This window comes from Bordetella sp. H567 (assembly GCF_001704295.1).
Classification (GTDB): Bacteria; Pseudomonadota; Gammaproteobacteria; order Burkholderiales; family Burkholderiaceae_B; genus Bordetella_C.
The window spans coordinates 5,063,212-5,079,786 of the sequence record NZ_CP012334.1 but is presented as its reverse complement, the minus strand read 5'-3'; the positions used below and the strand labels follow the sequence as shown (position 1 = coordinate 5,079,786).

Here is a 16,575-nt window from a genome sequence, read left to right as displayed (position 1 = left end):
TGCTTATTCGAAGCGCACGAAGCTGAGCGCATGTTCGCGGGCGTCGCCCTCGGCATGCTGGCCGGCGCTGTCGCCGCAGGCCGTGCCGGGCGCGTCCGGGTCTTCCTGGTCGAAGGCCGTGTCGCCGTTCGCATCGGCCAGCCCGCTGGGCCGCAATCCCGCGAAGTCGAACAACTGGCGGTCCATCAGGTGGGACGGCACCACGTTCGCCAGCGCATTGAATACGTTCCATGCCCGGCCGGGATGCTTGCGATCCCATTCCTGGATCATGCGGCCGACTTCCTTGCGCTTGAGGTTTTCCTGCGAGCCGCACAGGTTGCACGGGATGATGGGAAAGCCCTGGTGTTCCGCATAGGCCGCCATATCCGCTTCCGGGATGTAGGCCAGCGGCCGGATGACCGTGTGCTTGCCGTCGTCCGATACCAGCTTGGGCGGCATCGCCTTGATCTTCCCGCCGTAGAACAGGTTCAGGAAGAACGTGCCGAGGATGTCGTCGCGATGGTGTCCCAGCGCGATCTTGGTGGCGCCCAGTTCGCCGGCCACCCGATACAGGATGCCGCGCCGCAGCCGCGAGCATAGCGAGCACATGGTCTTGCCCTGCGGAATGACGCGCGTGACGACGGAATAGGTGTCCTGCGTTTCGATGTGGAAGGGCACGCCCAGGCCGCGCAGGTAGTCCGGCAGGATATGGTCGGGAAAGCCGGGCTGCTTCTGGTCCAGGTTGACGGCGATCAGTTCGAAGGGGAAGGGCGCGCGTTCGCGCAGGCGCATCAGGATGTCGAGCAGGCCGTAGGAATCCTTGCCGCCCGACATGCAGACCATGACGCGGTCGCCCGCTTCGATCATGTTGTAATCGGAAATGGCGCGGGTGGTTTCGCGGGCCAGGCGCTTGGCCAGCTTGTTGGCGTGCACGCGCGCTTTTTCCTGGGCGGCCCGGTTGCTACCGGCGGGAGGGGCGTCCGCCGGCGTGGCGGACGCGGCACGGAAGGCGGAGGTATCGGGAGCGTTCATGATACGAAAGCGGTCATGATGCCGCGCGGCCCAACCGGGTCAGCGCGACGTATAGATTTCCACGCCGACGGCGGCGCAGTCGGAAAACGCCATGGGCTTGCTGATGCGGATGCGCACGGCGCGGATTTCCTCGAAATCCGCCATCAGGCGCTCGGCCACCCGCTCGGTCAGCGTTTCGATCAGGTTCACGTGGGCGTGGGTGCATTCGGCGACGATGGCCTCGCGCAGGGCGCGGTAGTCCAGCACGCTATGGATGTCATGGTCGTCCACGCTGCGGGTAATGTCCACATCGATCTCGGCGTCGACGTGAAGCGGCTGCGTGGCGCGGCGCTCGTGTTCCAGGATGCCGATGCGGGCGTCCAGGGCAAGGCGGGAAAAAACGATGCGGCGAGTAGGCATGATTCTGGGGTGGCGTGTCCGCTGACGGCGCCGGGCGTGGAAGTCAAGGCGTGTGCCGCATTGTATGCCGCATGCGCATCCGGGCGGTCGGCTGCGCGCGTCCCGGCGCTGTCGCTACAATCGTCGCGAAACCCGAAAATCACAGCGGAAACCTGTACGGAATGCGGGATACATCCGATGCCATCATTGTAGGCGGCGGTCCGGCCGGCGCCTCCTGCGCCATCTGGCTGGCACGCCTGGGCCTGGCGCCCCTGCTGGTGGAGGCCGCGTCACGCCTGGGCGGCCTGGAAAACGACAATCCCTTCCGGGACGAGTGGATCGCCGTGCTGCCGGGGGTGACGGGACAGCAGGTTGCCGCCAACATCGCGCAGAGCGTCGCCGCCGCGCACGTGCCCGCGCTGACCGGCCATCGGGCGCGCCAGGTCGCGCGTGCCGGCAAGGGATTCGACGTGACGCTGGAGACGGCAAACGGCGCGCCGTCCCAGGTGCACGGGCGTTTTCTGGTGATCGCCTCTGGTGTGCGTGCGCGGGGGCTGCCGGGGGCGGACGACGGGCGGCGATGGCCTGGGGTGCTGGTCGGTCCCGGCGTGGCGGTTCACGAACAGGACTATCGGGGCCTGTCGGTCGCCGTCCTCGGGGGCGGGGACAACGGCTTCGAAAACTACGCCTACGTGCGCGGCCGCGGGGCCCGCGAAGTGCATGTCTATTCGCGCACGGTGCGGGCGCGTCCGCAGCTGGTGGCGGCCGCCGCCACGCGGGACCTGCATGTCGGCGACTACGTCGTCGATCCGCGCGCGCGCAGTGTCAACGGCCGCCGCTATGACCTGATCCTGGTGTTCTACGGCTGGGAGCCGCAGGCCGGCTTTGCGGACAGCCTGCACCTGGAGCGCGATGCGCGCGGCTATATCGTGACCGAGCCGGCCACCGCGCGCACCAGCGCGGCCGGGGTGTATGCAATCGGTGAAGTCGCGAACCGCATGCATCCGTGCGTGGTGACGTCCATGGCTGATGGCGTGGTGGCGGCCAAGGCCATCCAGGCGGAGCTGGAGCGCGGCACGGTCGCCGCGCGCTGAGCCATCCTGGCGCGGCGGCGCCGGGTACACCTCCGGGTTGGTTCCAGGATCAACCCCGTATCGGGCTGGCTAGTCCGGGGCGCCGTGCCGGTTCCGCGCGGCCTGGTCCCGCAGGTAGGCGGCCACGGCGGCGGCGTCGCCGCGAAACACGATGCGCGTGGCTTTTTCCTTCAGGTGCCGGGCGTATATGGGATCGTAGTACTCGCCCAGCAACCCCTGGATCCAGGCGCGATGCGCATCGCAATCGCCCGTTTCCAGCTGGCGTGCCAGCGCGGCCCGCATCTGCATCATCAGGCGCCCATGGCGTTCGCCGCCCAGCCGGCGCGAAATCGCCGTCAAACTGTCCTGCAGGCGCTGGGCGAACAGGGCATCGCCCGCCTCGCCGTACCGCGCGGCAAATTCCGTCCGCAGCTCCACCACATAGTCGCGCAGGATGCGCTCCACCCGTTCCTCCAGCGCGGCGTCCAGCCAGACCAAGGGCGCGGTCTGGATCACCTGCAGCAGTTCCAGCGGCAGCGCGTTCATGCCGATCAGGCGGCTTTCGTCTTCCAGCACCATCGTGCGCCAGCCGCCCGCCTGCTTGTGCAGCAGGTCGATCGCCAGGCGATGCTCGAAATCGATCTGCGACGGTTGCGGCGTGACGCGCTTGCCGAAGCCGGAGCCGCGATGATTGGCATGCCGTTCCAGGTCCACCGCGTTGCCGACGCCGTGCAGGGCTTCGGTCTTGCCGCTGCCCGTCAGGCCGCCCAGCACCAGATGGCCGGGCGTCGACGCGGCGATGCGGATGACGTCCGCAAGATAGGTGCGCATCGCCTTGTAGCCGCCCACCACCCGGGGGTAGTCGATGCCGGCTTCCGCCTTCAGCCATTGCTGCGTGATCTGGGATCGCAGCCCGCCGCGGAAACAATAGAGATAGCCTTGCGGATGCGCCCGGGCGAACGCCGCCCAGGCCTGGATGCGCTCGCGCTTGATGTCCCCCGATACCCGCTGCATGCCCAGCGCGATGGCGGCCTGCTGCCCTTGCTCCTTGTAGCGCAAGCCCACTTCTTCACGCTCAGGGTCGTTCATCAGCGGGATATTCACCGCCGTGGGAAAGGCGCCGCGGCTGAATTCCACCGGCGCGCGCACGTCCAGCAGCGGCACGCCGGAAAGGAACAATTCGCGGAAGGCCCGGGTATCCGGGCGGACGTCAGGGCTGGACATGATGGTGGACATGGCGGACCAAAAAGGCCGATGGGGGGTCGGGGCAGCAGTGTCGGAAGGAGGGCGGCGGATACGGTCCAGGGGCGATGCGTCAGCTCAGCACACAATCCAGCGCCGGCTGTGCATCCAGGCGCATGCGGAATGCCCGCAGCTCGTCGCGGCGGAACACGTGTACCGTCACCGTATCGCCGGGGCGATACTGCGCCAGCAGCAGTTCCAGGCCCGCGGGGGCATCGACGCGCAGGCCGTCGATGGCCACCAGAACGTCGCCGGCGGACAGGCCGCCCTTGTGCGCGACACCGCCTTCCAGTACGGTGGCCAGCGCCACCCCGTCACCCTGCTTGCGGGTGCGCACGTCCAGCGTGGGCAGATTGGACGCGGGCTTCCACTGCAAGGTGATGCCGTGGTGGGCCAGCAGCTCGGCCAGCGGCGGATCGGCGCGGCCATCGGCGTAGCGCCCGATGAAGGCTCGCGCGTCCACGCCCGTGGCTTCGCGCACCAGCGCGGGCAGCGCGTCTTCCGGAATGCCCTGCGGCGCGCCGCGATAGAAATCGCGCCCATAACGGCGCCACATCAGCCGCATCACGTCGTCCAGCGAATGCCGGCCGCCGCTCTTGCGCCGCACGGTCAGGTCCAGGCCCAAGGCGACCAGCGCGCCCTTGGTGTAGTAGCTGACGATGGCGTTCGGCGAATTCTCGTCCTGCTTGTAATAGCGGGTCCAGGCGTCGAAGGAGCTCTCGGCCACCGATTGCTTGGCGCGGCCCGGCGTGCGCGCCACGGAGGTGATGGTCTTGGCCAGCAGGCGCAGGTAGTCGGGCCGCGTGATCGTGCCCGCGCGCAGCAGGAACAGGTCGTCGTAGTAAGAGGTGAAGCCTTCGAATATCCACAGCAACCGGGTCAGCGCGGGCCGCGTCAGATCGTAGGGCGCGAAGGCGGCGGGCTTGATGCGCTTGACGTTCCAGGTATGGAAATACTCGTGGCTGACCAGGCCCAGGAAGGTGCGATAGCCTTCTCCCTGGCCGGTCTGGCCCTTGACGGGCAGGTCCTTGCGCGCGGCCATCAGGGCGGTGGAGGCGCGATGTTCCAGGCCGCCGTAGCCGTCGCCGGTGACCATGGTCATGAAAACATAGCGGTCGCTGCTGTCCAGGAAGGGCGCGCGGCGCGACTGCGGCTCGAAGAAGGCGATCTGGGTTTCGCAAATGCGCTGGACGTCGCGCGCGATGCGCGCCAGGTCCAGGCGCGGGGCGATGCCCGTGAAGACCAATTCGTGCTCGGCACCATGGGCGAAAAAGCGCGCGACCTGCGGCGTACCCATTTCCACCGGATGATCGATCAGGGCGTCGTAGTCGGGCGCCCGGTACAGGCCGAAACCATGGCGCCGGGCGCCGCCCGTGACGCCACGCGCTTCCGGCAGGCTGGTATAGACCTTCCAGCCCTCGATGCCAGGCGGCGGCTGCAGTTCAACCAGGCAGGGCAGGTGGGCCTGCCCTTCGACGCACAGGAATACGCTGGTGCCGTTGAAGAAGGCGTGGCTTTCATCCAGATGGGCGCCGCGCACCGACAAGTCCCAGGCGTAGACCGTGTATTCCACCGTCAGCGGCCCGCCGGCCGGCGCCGCCTTCCAGGTATGGCTGTCCGTCTTGGCCACCGGCACGGCGCGGCCGCCGGCATACGCCTTCAGCGTCTCGATCTGCCGGGAAAAGTCGCGGATCAGGTAACTGCCCGGAATCCAGGCCGGCAGGGTCAGGGACTGGCCTTCGGGGGCGGGCGACTCGATCGTAAGCACGATGCGAAAGCGATGACCCGCCGGGTCATGGGGTTGCAGGCGGTAAATTACGGGATGCGGGGCCATTATTCCGATAGCGCGTCGTCAATGGGCGCATTCTAATGGTTAGGCACCGCCCCCGGCTTTTTTGACCACAGGAGACATCCATGAGTGAATCGCTGGTTCTGATGGAGACGCGTGGACGCGTCGGTTTGTTGACGCTGAACCGGCCCCAGGCGCTGAATGCCTTGAACGATGCCTTGATGGATGAACTGGGCCAGGCCCTGCTGGCGCTGGAGCAGGACGCGACCATCGGCGCCATCGTCATCACCGGCAGCGAAAAGGCATTCGCGGCGGGCGCCGATATCGGCGCGATGAAGGATTGGAGCTACACGGAGGTGTACGGCACCGACTACATCACCCGCAATTGGGAAACCTTGAAGCGCATCCGCAAGCCGGTGGTCGCGGCGGTGGCGGGGTACGCGCTGGGTGGGGGCTGCGAGCTGGCCATGATGTGCGACATCCTAGTGGCTGCCGATACCGCCAGGTTCGGGCAGCCGGAAATCAAGCTGGGCGTCATCCCGGGCGCTGGCGGCACGCAGCGGCTGCCACGCGCCGTGGGCAAGGCCAAGGCCATGGACATGGTGCTGACCGGCCGCATGATGGGCGCGGAAGAGGCCGAGCGAGCCGGCCTGGTGTCGCGCGTGGTGCCCGCCGACAAGCTGCTGGAAGAAGCCATCGAGATCGGCACGGTCATCGCGGCCATGCCGCTGCAGGCGGCCATGATGGCCAAGGAATGCGTGAACCGCGCCTACGAAACCCCGCTGAACGAGGGCATGTTGTTCGAGCGGCGCTCCTTCCACTCGCTGTTCGGCACGCCGGACCAGAAAGAAGGCATGGCCGCCTTCGTCGAGAAGCGCAAGCCGAATTTCCACCATCGCTGAGCGCAGGCCACCGCATGGCCTTGCGCGCGCCGCGGAACAGCTGGGTTTCGCGGCACGCGGTCTGGTTGCGTCTTGATACGTTCTTGTGGTGGATGTATCAAGGCGCGCGCCTATCCTTTAGGGTTCCAACGAATGAGGGCGGCTCTCCCATGCCTGCCAGCGGATGAGCAGGCGCGCCGGTTGCTGACGGGGGCCGCCCGGCAACAACAAAGGAGCCCTCCATGCGTACTGCCCATACCGGTAAATGGCGATTGGCCGCCCTGGCGTGCATTTTTGGCGTCAGCGGCGCCGCCTCTGCCCAATCTCCTCAACCCACGCTGCGCATGACGTCGCCGACGCCCGTGGCCGCCGCCCCGGTCGCGCCCATGACTGCCCAGGAACTGCACGATACGGCGGTCGATGCCTACGTGTATGCCTATCCCATGGTGTTGATGGAGCTGACCCGCCGCAATACCACGAATGTGGCCTCGCCCCTGGACGGCAAGGCGCCCATGAACCAGTTCGGGCACAAGACGGCGTTTCCGGATGCCAGCACGCCCGACGCCCGCTGGCCGAACACCGACACGCTGTATTCCAGCATGTGGTACGACGTCAGCAACGGGCCGGTGATCGTCAGGGTCCCGGACCCCGGCAACCGCTTCTATGTGCTGTCGCTGATGGATATGTGGACCGACGTCTTTGCCTCGCGCGGCACCCGCACCAACGGCGCCGGCCCGCAGGCCTTCGCCATCGTCGGGCCGTATTGGAACGGTACGCTGCCGGCCGGCGTGGACGTGGTACGCAGCCCGACGTCCATGGGATGGGTGGTGGGCCATGTGCAGGCTGGCGGGCAGCAGGACTATCCGGCCGTGAATCAGTGGCAGGCCAATATCGCCGTCGCGCCCTATGTGGCCCCGCCCGCTCCCGTGCCGGGCCGCGCGGTCGCCCCCGGTTCGCTGACGCCGATGTATCCGGGGCAGCCGGGCCCGCGGCTGGTGGCGCCGATGCCGATGCCGCCGGCCTATACGCCCACCACGCAGGTCGCGCCCAGCGCGGTGCCGCCGGTGCAGCAGGTGGCCGGCATGGACGCGGCGACCTTCTTCGGGGTTTTCGCGGACGCCCTGCGCAACAATCCGCCCCACGCCAACGACTATCCCATGCTGGACCGCCTGCGCCGTCTCGGCCTGGGTACCACGTCGCCGGTGGCGTTCTCGCAACTGGACCCGGCGGTGCAGCAGGCGCTGACGCAGGCCGGTCCGGAAGCCGGCCGCCGCATCGCCGACTACGTCTCCCGGCTGGGTTCGGGCATCAATGGCTGGAACACGGTGACCGGCGGTATCGGGACCTATGGGACCAATTACCTGCGCCGCGCCGCCGTGGCGTACGCGGGCCTGGGGGCCGGGCTGCCCGAGGACATCCTGTATCCGGTGACGCTGATCGATGCCGACGGCGACCGGCTGGTGGGCGACGACGACTACGTGCTGCATTTCGACAAGGGTCAACTGCCGCCGGTCAACGCCTTCTGGTCGCTCAACTTGTACGGGCCGGAGCAGACCTTCGTGGACAATCCGGCGCATCGCTACGCGATCCGCAGCACCGACAACCTGCGCTATAACGCCGACGGCTCCCTGGACATCTATATCCAGCGCCGGGCCCCCAGCCGGGAGCGGCAGGCCAATTGGCTGCCTAGCCCCGACGCCGGTCCATTCATGCTCAATATGAGGCTGTACTGGCCGCGCGATATCGCGATGGACCAGCAGTGGGCGCCGCCTCCGGTGCGCGACCACTGAGCGCCGTGCGCCTCGGCGCGGCCCTCCAGGGCGCCGCCGGGAGGGGTTCCAAGCAGGGGCAATGGACTGCCCCTGTTTCTTTGTCGCGACTCAGCGCCTTGTCAGGCGGCTCGATTTGCGGGCCGGGTTGGATTCCAGCTATACTCCAATAGTTTGACGCTTGCGGAATAACATGCCACCGGATGGGACAACTAGGCTGGACGATGGGCTGGACCCGACCAGGCTGGTGCTCAACGAGGAGCAAAAAGCCGCGTTGCGTGCAAGAACAAGTCGCGGACTGGCGCGAGCTGTCGTGGCGCAATGCGTCATGGCGCTGCTTGCGACGGTGATCGCGTGGGGAGTAGCGGGAACGGCGGCGGGTTTATCGGCGCTGGTGGGGGCGGGGGCGTATCTGGTGCCAAACACATTGTTTGCGCTACGGTTGCTGCTGGACGCGCACCGGCCGGGCCGGACCAATCCGTTCACGTTCTTCCTGGGCGAAGCATTCAAGCTGGTCGCAACGGTTTTGCTGTTGTGGCTGGCGGTGCGGCTTGGGGGTGGCAGGATCGTGTGGCCGGCCATGTTGATCGGCCTGATTTGCACCCTCAAGGGGTATGTTCTGCTCTTGATGTCCGGCAAGTTGTCATAGCGACGCTTCTAATCGTTCAAAATGGCTGGCGTGACGCGCCAGCGACAGCAAACAGGGTAGGTAATAAATGGCTGCTGCCAGCGACGTGTCGCCTCAGTCCGAATACATTCAGCACCATCTGGTGCATCTCAACAACATAGGCGAAAAGCAGACTGCGATCGCCAATTTTGGCGTCATTAACTACGACTCCCTGTTCTGGTCCATCCTGATGGGTGCGGTCGTGGTGTTCTTCCTGTGGCGCGCCGCCCGCCAGGCCAGCACCGGTGTCCCGGGCCGCTTCCAGATGTTCGTCGAGTCACTCGTCGACATGGTCGAAGAGCAGGCCAAGTCCATCGTCCCCAATGAAGTGTCGCGGCGCTTCGTCTCGCCGCTGGCCCTGACGGTGTTCCTGTGGATCGTCCTCATGAACGCGCTGGACCTGATCCCTGTCGACCTGCTGGGCACCATCCTGCGCTGGACCGGCTTGGGTGCGCACCACGGCGATCCCCTGTATTTCCACCGCATTCTCCCGACTGCCGACCTGAACGTGCCGATGGGCATGTCGCTGGGCGTATTGCTGCTGATGTTCTATTACGGGCTGAAGATCAAGCACCCCGGCGGTTTCGTGAAAGACCTGATCGGCGCGCCGTTCCATGCGCACGGCGTGTGGGCCCTGCTCCTGATGCCCTTCAACCTGCTGCTGAACATCATCGAATACGCCGCCAAGTCCGTGTCGCTGGGCATGCGGTTGTTCGGCAACATGTTCGCCGGCGAACTCATCTTCATGTTGATCGCGCTGCTGGGCGGCGCGTGGACCGGCTTCAACGGCAGCAGCATCGGCCTGGGCATCGGCCAGCTCCTGGCCGGTTCGATCTGGGCGATTTTCCACATCCTGATCGTGCTGCTCCAGGGCTTTATCTTCATGATGCTGACGCTGGTCTACATCGGCCAGGCCCACGAAGGACATTGACCGTTTTTTCGGCGCGGGTTCCGGCCCGCGCCGGGACGCAAGATTTTCTTGCATTGCGCTGTACCACTTCCAATCTCTTGACATTCAGATTTCTCAACAAGGAGTTGTCATGACCAACGTAGCTTTCGTTGCTCTCGCCTGCGGTCTCATCATCGGTCTGGGCGCTATCGGCGCTTGCATCGGTATCGCGCTGATGGGGGGCAAATACCTGGAAGCTTCGGCTCGTCAGCCTGAACTGATGAACGCCCTGCAAACCAAGATGTTCCTGTTGGCTGGCCTGATCGACGCCGCGTTCCTGATCGGCGTCGGTATCGCGATGCTGTTCGCGTTCGCCAACCCGTTCGTCGGTTAATGGCGCATTGCCCGCCGGTGCGCCGGCGGGTCGAAGAAGCCGGTGGCGCGTGGTCCTGTATAGCCAGATAAGGCCCGTACCGCGACTGCCCACCGGCAAGTATCGAGTGCTCGATGGCGTTTCCAGGGAAACGTCCGAGCCGTTAGGTGTTAAAGGGAAACGACCGTGAATCTGAACGCGACGATCTTTTTCCAGATGCTCGTGTTCTTCGTTCTGGGCTGGTTCACGATGAAATTCGTGTGGCCGCCCCTGACGAAGGCGATGGATGAGCGCCGCCAGAAAATCGCCGACGGCTTGGCCGCGGCTGAAAAGGGCAAGGCTGACCTCGCCCAGGCCCAGGCGCGCATCAGTCTGATCGAGGCTTCTGCCAAGTCCGAAAACCACGCCCGCATGGTGGAAGCCGAAAAGCAGGCGAATCAGCTGCTGGATCAGGCTCGCCGTGACGCGGAAGCCGAACGCGCCCGCATCGTGGCGCAGGCCAAGCAGGACGCCGAGCTGGTCGTGCAGCGCGCGCGCGACAACTTGCGCGACGAAGTCGCCGCGCTGGCCGTCAAGGGCGCGGAGCAGATCCTGCGCCGCGAGATCGACGCCCGCGCCCATGCCGAGCTGCTGGCTCAGCTCAAGGCACAGCTTTAATCCGGAACCGTCATGGCTGAACTATCGACTGTCGCCCGGCCTTATGCCGAAGCCTTGTTCGCCGCCGCGCGCGACGACAAGGCCGGGCTGGACCTCTGGGCCGGCCTGGTGAATCAAATGGCCCAGGTCGCCGCCAACGCGGACGTCCGTGAGGCCATGTCCGATCCCCGCCTGGGGGACGCCCAGCGCGCGCAGACCTTCGCCGGACTGCTGCAAGGCGAAGTGCCGCAATTCGCCCGCAATTTCATCGACCTGCTGGCTGAAAACGGCCGCCTGCCGTTGCTGCCGGAAATCGCAGAGCAGTTCGCGGCGCTGAAGAACCGCCACGAAGGCACGGCGCAGGCCAACATTACCAGTGCTTTCGAGATGACCCCCGACCAGGTCAAGGACTTGCTGAGCGCCCTGGAACTGAAGTTCGGCCTCAAGCTCAAGCCCCACGTAACCGTTGATGCCTCCCTGATCGGGGGTGTCCGCGTGGCCGTCGGGGATCAGGTACTCGATACATCCGTGCAAGCTCAATTGACCCGCATGCGCGACACGCTGGCGGCATAGCCCTTAGCCAGGCGACTAACAGGATTCCAGGAGTCTGAACATGCAACTCAATCCCTCCGAGATCAGCGAACTGCTCAAGAGCCGCATCGAGGGCCTGGGCGCTTCGACCGATATCCGTACCCAGGGCACGGTCGTTTCCGTGACCGACGGTATTACCCGCATCCACGGTCTGTCCGACGTGATGCAGGGCGAAATGCTCGAATTCCCCAACAACACCTTCGGCCTGGCCCTGAACCTCGAGCGCGACTCCGTCGGCGCCGTGATTCTAGGCGACTACACCGGCGTGTCGGAAGGCGACCAGGTCAAGACGACCGGCCGCATTCTGGAAGTGCCGGTCGGCCCCGAACTGAAGGGACGCGTGGTCAACACGCTGGGCGAGCCCATCGACGGTCGCGGCCCCATCAATACCAAGGAAACCGACGTGATCGAAAAGGTCGCGCCGGGCGTGATCGCACGCCGTTCCGTGTCGCAGCCCGTGCAAACCGGTATCAAGGCGATCGATTCCATGGTGCCTATCGGCCGTGGCCAGCGCGAGCTGATCATCGGCGACCGCCAGACCGGCAAGACCGCCGTCGCGGTGGACACCATCATCAGCCAGAAGGGCAAGGGCGTGATCTGCGTCTACGTCGCCATCGGCCAGAAGGCGTCCACGATCAGCAACGTGGTGCGCAAGCTGGAAGAGCACGGTGCGATGGAATACACCATCGTCGTCGCGGCGTCGGCCTCGGACTCGGCGGCCATGCAGTACCTGGCCCCCTATGCCGGCTGCACGATGGGCGAATACTTCCGCGATCGCGGCGAAGACGCCTTGATCATCTATGACGACCTGACCAAGCAGGCCTGGGCCTATCGCCAGGTCTCGCTGCTGCTGCGCCGTCCGCCGGGCCGCGAAGCCTACCCCGGCGACGTGTTCTACCTGCACTCGCGCCTGCTGGAGCGTGCCGCTCGCGTCAATGAAGAGTACGTGGAGAAGTTCACCAACGGCGCCGTGAAGGGCAAGACGGGTTCGCTGACCGCGCTGCCGATCATCGAAACGCAGGCCGGCGACGTGTCCGCCTTCGTTCCGACCAACGTGATCTCGATCACGGACGGCCAGATCTTCCTGGAAACCGACCTGTTCAACGCCGGCGTGCGTCCCGCCATCAACGCCGGTATTTCGGTGTCGCGCGTGGGCGGCGCCGCGCAGACCAAGGTCATCAAGAAGCTGTCCGGCGGTATCCGTACCGACTTGGCGCAGTACCGTGAGCTGGCTGCCTTCGCGCAGTTCGCCTCCGACCTGGACGACGCGACGCGCCGCCAGCTGGAGCGCGGCAAGCGCGTGGTCGAACTGCTGAAGCAGCCCCAGTACCAGCCGCTGCAGGTCTGGGAACTTGCCGTCAGCCTGTACGCCGTGAACAACGGCTACCTGGACGACGTCGAAGTGTCGCAGGTGCTGGCTTTCGAAAAGGCGCTGAAGGATCACCTGAAGGCCAAGCACGCCGAGCTGATCCAGCGCATCGAAGATACCAAGGAACTCTCGAAGGATGACGAGGCCGTGCTGGCCGCGGAAATCCAGGAGTTCAAGAAGCACGGTGCTTTTTAAGACATTTTGACTGTGATGAGGTCGGCGGGCGCCATGCGGCGCGCACGGCCTGCAGGGCGGACGGGGTGATTGCCCCGCCGCCGACCGTCTCACCAGGAAAGCGCAATGCCCGGAATCAAGGAAATCCGTACCAAGATCAAGAGCGTGCAGAACACGCGCAAGATCACCAAGGCGATGGAAATGGTCGCCGCGTCCAAGATGCGCAAGGCGCAGGAACGGATGCGGGCGGGCCGTCCCTACGCCACCAAGGTGCGCGCCATCGCGTCGCACCTGATGCAGGCCAATCCGGAATACAGTCATCCCTTCCTGGTCGAGCGCGAACAGGTCAAGGCGATCGGGGTGGTGCTGGTGACCACGGACAAGGGTCTGTGCGGCGGCCTGAACACCAACGTATCCCGTGTCACGCTGGCCAAGCTCAAGGAATTCCAGGAACGCGGCGTCAAGGTGCAGTTCACCGCGCTGGGCAACAAGGGCCTGGGCCTGCTGACCCGGATCAGCGCGAACCTGGTATCGCAGGAAGTCGGCCTGGGCGACCAGCCTCACCTGGACCGCCTGCTGGGCGCGATCAAGGTCCAGCTGGATGCCTACATGGACGGCCGTATCGACGAGCTGTATGTCGCGACCACCCGCTTCGTGAACACCATGAAGCAGGAGCCGGTGTTCCTGCGCCTGCTGCCGCTGCCTAGCGGCGACCTGGAAAACCCGTTCCACGCCGGCGAGACCATCGCGGCGCTGAAGGGCGAGTACAGCTGGGACTACATCTACGAGCCCGATGCCCGCTCGGTCATCGACGATCTGCTGCAACGTTATGTCGAAGGCGTGCTGTTCCAGGCGGTCGCGGAAAACATGGCGTCGGAACAATCGGCGCGCATGGTGGCCATGAAGGCCGCGTCGGACAACGCCAAGAAAGTGATCGGCGATCTGCAACTGGTCTACAACAAGACCCGCCAGGCCGCGATCACCAAGGAAATTTCGGAAATCGTGGGGGGCGCCGCCGCCGTCTGACGCCGGGTCGACATCGTCACCGGCGTCCGCGGACGCAGCATCCTGACAGGACATAGAGTTATCAAAGGAATCGACATGAGCAACGGAACCATCGTTCAGTGCATCGGCGCCGTGGTGGATATTCAGTTCCCCCGCGATCAAATGCCCAAGATCTATGAAGCGCTTTCGCTGGCCGAAGAAGGCAACTCCTTCGCCGAGAAAGGCCTGACGTTCGAAGTCCAGCAGCAACTGGGCGACGGCATCGTGCGCACGATCGCGCTGGGTTCCAGCGACGGCCTGCGCCGCGGCATGAACGTTGCCGCCACCGGCGGGCCGATCTCGGTGCCGGTCGGCACCGGCACGCTGGGCCGCATCATGGACGTGCTGGGCCGTCCCATCGACGACGCCGGCCCGATCCAGCACGAGGAAAAGCGCGGTATCCACCAGGCCGCGCCCAAGTTCGACGAACTGTCGCCGTCCGTGGAACTGCTCGAAACCGGCATCAAGGTGATCGACCTGGTCTGCCCCTTCGCGAAGGGCGGCAAGGTGGGCCTGTTCGGCGGCGCCGGCGTCGGCAAGACCGTGAACATGATGGAACTCATCAACAACATCGCCAAGCAGCACAGCGGCTTGTCGGTGTTTGCCGGCGTGGGCGAGCGTACCCGCGAGGGCAACGACTTCTACCATGAAATGGAAGAGTCGAACGTGCTGGACAAGGTCGCGATGGTGTTCGGCCAGATGAACGAGCCCCCGGGCAACCGCCTGCGCGTGGCGCTGACCGGCCTGACGATGGCCGAGAAGTTCCGCGACGAAGGCCGCGACATCCTGTTCTTCGTCGACAACATCTACCGTTACACCCTGGCCGGTACCGAAGTGTCCGCGCTGCTGGGCCGTATGCCGTCGGCGGTGGGCTACCAGCCCACGCTGGCCGAGGAAATGGGCAAGCTGCAGGAACGCATCACCTCGACCAAGACCGGCTCCATTACGTCGATCCAGGCCGTGTACGTGCCGGCGGACGACTTGACCGACCCGTCCCCCGCCACGACCTTCCAGCATCTGGATTCCACCGTCGTGCTGTCGCGTGACATCGCCGCGCTGGGTATCTACCCCGCCGTGGACCCGCTGGATTCCACCAGCCGCCAGCTGGATCCGCAGGTCGTGGGCGAAGAGCACTATGCCGTTGCCCGTGGCGTGCAGCAGACGCTGCAACGCTACAAGGAACTGCGCGACATCATCGCGATCCTGGGCATGGACGAACTGTCGCCCGAGGACAAGCTGGCCGTGGCCCGCGCCCGGAAGATCCAGCGCTTCCTGTCGCAGCCTTTCCACGTGGCCGAAGTCTTCACGGGCTCGCCCGGCAAGTACGTGCCGCTGGCCGAAACCATCCGCGGCTTCAAGATGATCGTGGACGGCGAATGCGACGCCCTGCCGGAGCAGGCCTTCTACATGGTCGGCACCATCGACGAGGCCTTCGAGAAGGCCAAGAAACTGCAATAAGGATCCGCTATGGCTACCCTGCATGTCGACGTGGTCAGCGCGGAAGCCGCGATCTTCACCGGCGAGGCGAAGTTCGTGGTTCTGCCTGGCGAAGCGGGCGAGCTGGGCATCCTGCCCGGCCACACCCCGCTGATCTCGCGAATCCGCCCGGGTACGTTGAAGATCGTCCGCGAGGACAATAGCGAAGAAAACGTCTTTGTCGCCGGCGGCATCCTCGAGGTGCAGCCGGGCAGCGTCACGGTACTGGCCGATACGGCCATCCGCGCCGCCGACCTGGACGAGGCGAAGGCGGAGGCTGCTCGCCAGAAGGCCGAGGAAGCGCTGCGCAACGCCAAGGACAAGGCCGATGTGGCCGTGGTGGAAGCGGAGCTCGCCATGCTCGCGGCGCAGGCTATCGCCGCGCGCCGCCTGCGCGGAACCTCGGGTCGCCGCCACTGATCCACAAGGCCCGTTCGCAAAAAAGGCCAGGCATCAGCCTGGCCTTTTTGCATCTTGCGCTCAAACAATCAACTCACAGCGGGGTGCAACCCTGGACTCGCGTCCATTGCGGGGTGCAAGCTTATTTCAGCCCGGCCTTCCCCAGGCCCAACATTTCGTCGGCCGAACCCGGAGCCGGACGGAAGGCGACGCCAAGGCGGTTCCAGCCGTTGATCTCGACGATCGCGAAGGTCAGGTCGGACACTTCCTCTTCGCTGAAATGCTCGCGCACGCGCTGGTACGCCTCTTCCGGGACCCCGTGGGGCGGCAGGTGCGTGACGACCTCCGTCCACGCCAGTGCGGCCTTTTCGCGATCGCTGAACAGGGGCGACTCCCACCAAATGGCAACGTGGTACAGACGGAGTTCGCGTTCGCCGTGAATCTTGGCTTCCTTGGAGTGCATGTCGACACAAAAGGCGCAGCCGTTCAGCTGCGAGGCACGCAGCGTGACCAGATGGCCGAGCTCGGCAATGACGGGACGCTTTTTCAGCGTCTGGCTGAAGTCCACGTATTTCTTGGCGAGTTCGGGGCTCAGCTTGTAGTAGTTCAGGCGTTGGCTCATGGCAATTCCTTGACGTAGGGGTGGATCGGCGAGGAAGTGCCGTCGGCGCGCGGAGAGGGTACTGTCCGCGATCCGACGGTTACCGCCGGGTGTGAGCCTATGATGGTTCAGACAAATACATCTGTGAAGCACCAAGAACATAGACCGGAATTGGACCATCGCAAATTGCGGGCTTCAAATGGGTACAATATT

Annotated in this window: 17 protein-coding genes; 12 read left to right on the top strand and 5 right to left on the bottom strand. The window is 65.3% G+C overall.

What is annotated here, in order from left to right; all coding sequences use genetic code 11:
• Positions 1-3: 3 nt before the first annotated feature.
• Both ttcA and folB read right to left on the bottom strand, forming a co-directional pair.
• On the bottom strand, positions 4-1,011 hold the full coding sequence (ttcA, locus tag AKI39_RS22735; protein WP_076879736.1) for a tRNA 2-thiocytidine(32) synthetase TtcA: 1,008 nt from the start codon (positions 1,009-1,011) through the stop codon (positions 4-6).
• Positions 1,012-1,050: 39 nt separating this feature from the next.
• Positions 1,051-1,410, bottom strand: coding sequence for a dihydroneopterin aldolase (gene folB / locus AKI39_RS22730; RefSeq protein ID WP_066641198.1), 360 nt, complete (start codon positions 1,408-1,410; stop codon positions 1,051-1,053).
• 161 nt (positions 1,411-1,571) lie between these two features.
• On the opposite strand from folB, the gene AKI39_RS22725 reads away from it, so the two are divergent.
• Positions 1,572-2,483 (top strand): NAD(P)/FAD-dependent oxidoreductase, encoded by a 912-nt coding sequence (locus AKI39_RS22725; protein ID WP_066641196.1) that lies wholly within the window; start codon positions 1,572-1,574, stop codon positions 2,481-2,483.
• A gap of 69 nt (positions 2,484-2,552) precedes the next feature.
• Here the strand turns inward: AKI39_RS22725 and mnmH are convergent, their stop codons facing one another.
• Complete coding sequence (gene mnmH, locus AKI39_RS22720; protein WP_235610700.1) at positions 2,553-3,698, bottom strand: tRNA 2-selenouridine(34) synthase MnmH; 1,146 nt, start codon at positions 3,696-3,698, stop codon at positions 2,553-2,555.
• Positions 3,699-3,777: 79 nt separating this feature from the next.
• Complete coding sequence (locus AKI39_RS22715; RefSeq protein WP_066641194.1) at positions 3,778-5,538, bottom strand: M61 family metallopeptidase; 1,761 nt, start codon at positions 5,536-5,538, stop codon at positions 3,778-3,780.
• An 80-nt stretch (positions 5,539-5,618) separates the two neighbouring features.
• On the opposite strand from AKI39_RS22715, the gene AKI39_RS22710 reads away from it, so the two are divergent.
• The 11 genes from AKI39_RS22710 to AKI39_RS22660 all read left to right on the top strand — a co-directional run bounded on the left by AKI39_RS22710 (position 5,619) and on the right by AKI39_RS22660 (position 15,782).
• The gene (locus AKI39_RS22710) at positions 5,619-6,395 is read left to right on the top strand and encodes an enoyl-CoA hydratase (protein WP_066641192.1); all 777 of its coding nucleotides are present in this window, start codon (positions 5,619-5,621) and stop codon (positions 6,393-6,395) included.
• Between the two features lie 221 nt (positions 6,396-6,616).
• Positions 6,617-8,164 (top strand): DUF1254 domain-containing protein, encoded by a 1,548-nt coding sequence (locus AKI39_RS22705; RefSeq protein WP_066641191.1) that lies wholly within the window; start codon positions 6,617-6,619, stop codon positions 8,162-8,164.
• Positions 8,165-8,471: 307 nt separating this feature from the next.
• The gene (locus tag AKI39_RS22700; RefSeq protein ID WP_338012411.1) at positions 8,472-8,792 is read left to right on the top strand and encodes an ATP synthase subunit I; all 321 of its coding nucleotides are present in this window, start codon (positions 8,472-8,474) and stop codon (positions 8,790-8,792) included.
• 67 nt (positions 8,793-8,859) lie between these two features.
• Positions 8,860-9,741, top strand: coding sequence for a F0F1 ATP synthase subunit A (gene atpB / locus AKI39_RS22695; RefSeq protein ID WP_066641185.1), 882 nt, complete (start codon positions 8,860-8,862; stop codon positions 9,739-9,741).
• A 109-nt stretch (positions 9,742-9,850) separates the two neighbouring features.
• On the top strand, positions 9,851-10,093 hold the full coding sequence (gene atpE / locus AKI39_RS22690; RefSeq protein WP_003815363.1) for a F0F1 ATP synthase subunit C: 243 nt from the start codon (positions 9,851-9,853) through the stop codon (positions 10,091-10,093).
• Positions 10,094-10,258: 165 nt separating this feature from the next.
• The gene (locus tag AKI39_RS22685) at positions 10,259-10,729 is read left to right on the top strand and encodes a F0F1 ATP synthase subunit B (protein ID WP_066641184.1); all 471 of its coding nucleotides are present in this window, start codon (positions 10,259-10,261) and stop codon (positions 10,727-10,729) included.
• A 12-nt stretch (positions 10,730-10,741) separates the two neighbouring features.
• Positions 10,742-11,281, top strand: a complete 540-nt coding sequence (locus AKI39_RS22680) for a F0F1 ATP synthase subunit delta (RefSeq protein ID WP_066641183.1) — start codon at positions 10,742-10,744, stop codon at positions 11,279-11,281.
• 40 nt (positions 11,282-11,321) lie between these two features.
• Positions 11,322-12,863 (top strand): F0F1 ATP synthase subunit alpha, encoded by a 1,542-nt coding sequence (atpA, locus tag AKI39_RS22675; protein ID WP_066641181.1) that lies wholly within the window; start codon positions 11,322-11,324, stop codon positions 12,861-12,863.
• A gap of 105 nt (positions 12,864-12,968) precedes the next feature.
• Positions 12,969-13,868 (top strand): F0F1 ATP synthase subunit gamma, encoded by a 900-nt coding sequence (gene atpG, locus AKI39_RS22670; RefSeq protein WP_066641179.1) that lies wholly within the window; start codon positions 12,969-12,971, stop codon positions 13,866-13,868.
• A 75-nt stretch (positions 13,869-13,943) separates the two neighbouring features.
• Entirely contained in the window at positions 13,944-15,344 is a 1,401-nt protein-coding gene (gene atpD / locus AKI39_RS22665; protein ID WP_066641175.1) for a F0F1 ATP synthase subunit beta, read from the top strand.
• A gap of 9 nt (positions 15,345-15,353) precedes the next feature.
• A complete protein-coding gene (locus AKI39_RS22660) occupies positions 15,354-15,782 on the top strand; it encodes a F0F1 ATP synthase subunit epsilon (protein WP_066641174.1) in 429 nt (142 codons plus the stop codon).
• Positions 15,783-15,903: 121 nt separating this feature from the next.
• On the opposite strand, the gene AKI39_RS22655 is transcribed toward AKI39_RS22660, so the two are convergent.
• Positions 15,904-16,383, bottom strand: coding sequence for a carboxymuconolactone decarboxylase family protein (locus AKI39_RS22655; protein WP_066641173.1), 480 nt, complete (start codon positions 16,381-16,383; stop codon positions 15,904-15,906).
• Positions 16,384-16,575 lie beyond the last annotated feature (192 nt).

Coding starts and splice junctions, on each gene's coding strand:
- mnmH (WP_235610700.1), bottom strand. CDS start 3,698: ATGTCCACCATCATGTCCAGCCCTGACGTCCGCCCGGATACCCGGGCC.
- atpD (WP_066641175.1), top strand. CDS start 13,944: ATGAGCAACGGAACCATCGTTCAGTGCATCGGCGCCGTGGTGGATATT.
- atpE (WP_003815363.1), top strand. CDS start 9,851: ATGACCAACGTAGCTTTCGTTGCTCTCGCCTGCGGTCTCATCATCGGT.
- AKI39_RS22710 (WP_066641192.1), top strand. CDS start 5,619: ATGAGTGAATCGCTGGTTCTGATGGAGACGCGTGGACGCGTCGGTTTG.
- AKI39_RS22705 (WP_066641191.1), top strand. CDS start 6,617: ATGCGTACTGCCCATACCGGTAAATGGCGATTGGCCGCCCTGGCGTGC.
- ttcA (WP_076879736.1), bottom strand. CDS start 1,011: ATGAACGCTCCCGATACCTCCGCCTTCCGTGCCGCGTCCGCCACGCCG.
- atpB (WP_066641185.1), top strand. CDS start 8,860: ATGGCTGCTGCCAGCGACGTGTCGCCTCAGTCCGAATACATTCAGCAC.
- AKI39_RS22680 (WP_066641183.1), top strand. CDS start 10,742: ATGGCTGAACTATCGACTGTCGCCCGGCCTTATGCCGAAGCCTTGTTC.
- atpG (WP_066641179.1), top strand. CDS start 12,969: ATGCCCGGAATCAAGGAAATCCGTACCAAGATCAAGAGCGTGCAGAAC.
- AKI39_RS22715 (WP_066641194.1), bottom strand. CDS start 5,538: ATGGCCCCGCATCCCGTAATTTACCGCCTGCAACCCCATGACCCGGCG.
- AKI39_RS22725 (WP_066641196.1), top strand. CDS start 1,572: ATGCGGGATACATCCGATGCCATCATTGTAGGCGGCGGTCCGGCCGGC.
- folB (WP_066641198.1), bottom strand. CDS start 1,410: ATGCCTACTCGCCGCATCGTTTTTTCCCGCCTTGCCCTGGACGCCCGC.
- AKI39_RS22700 (WP_338012411.1), top strand. CDS start 8,472: ATGGCGCTGCTTGCGACGGTGATCGCGTGGGGAGTAGCGGGAACGGCG.
- AKI39_RS22655 (WP_066641173.1), bottom strand. CDS start 16,383: ATGAGCCAACGCCTGAACTACTACAAGCTGAGCCCCGAACTCGCCAAG.
- AKI39_RS22660 (WP_066641174.1), top strand. CDS start 15,354: ATGGCTACCCTGCATGTCGACGTGGTCAGCGCGGAAGCCGCGATCTTC.
- atpA (WP_066641181.1), top strand. CDS start 11,322: ATGCAACTCAATCCCTCCGAGATCAGCGAACTGCTCAAGAGCCGCATC.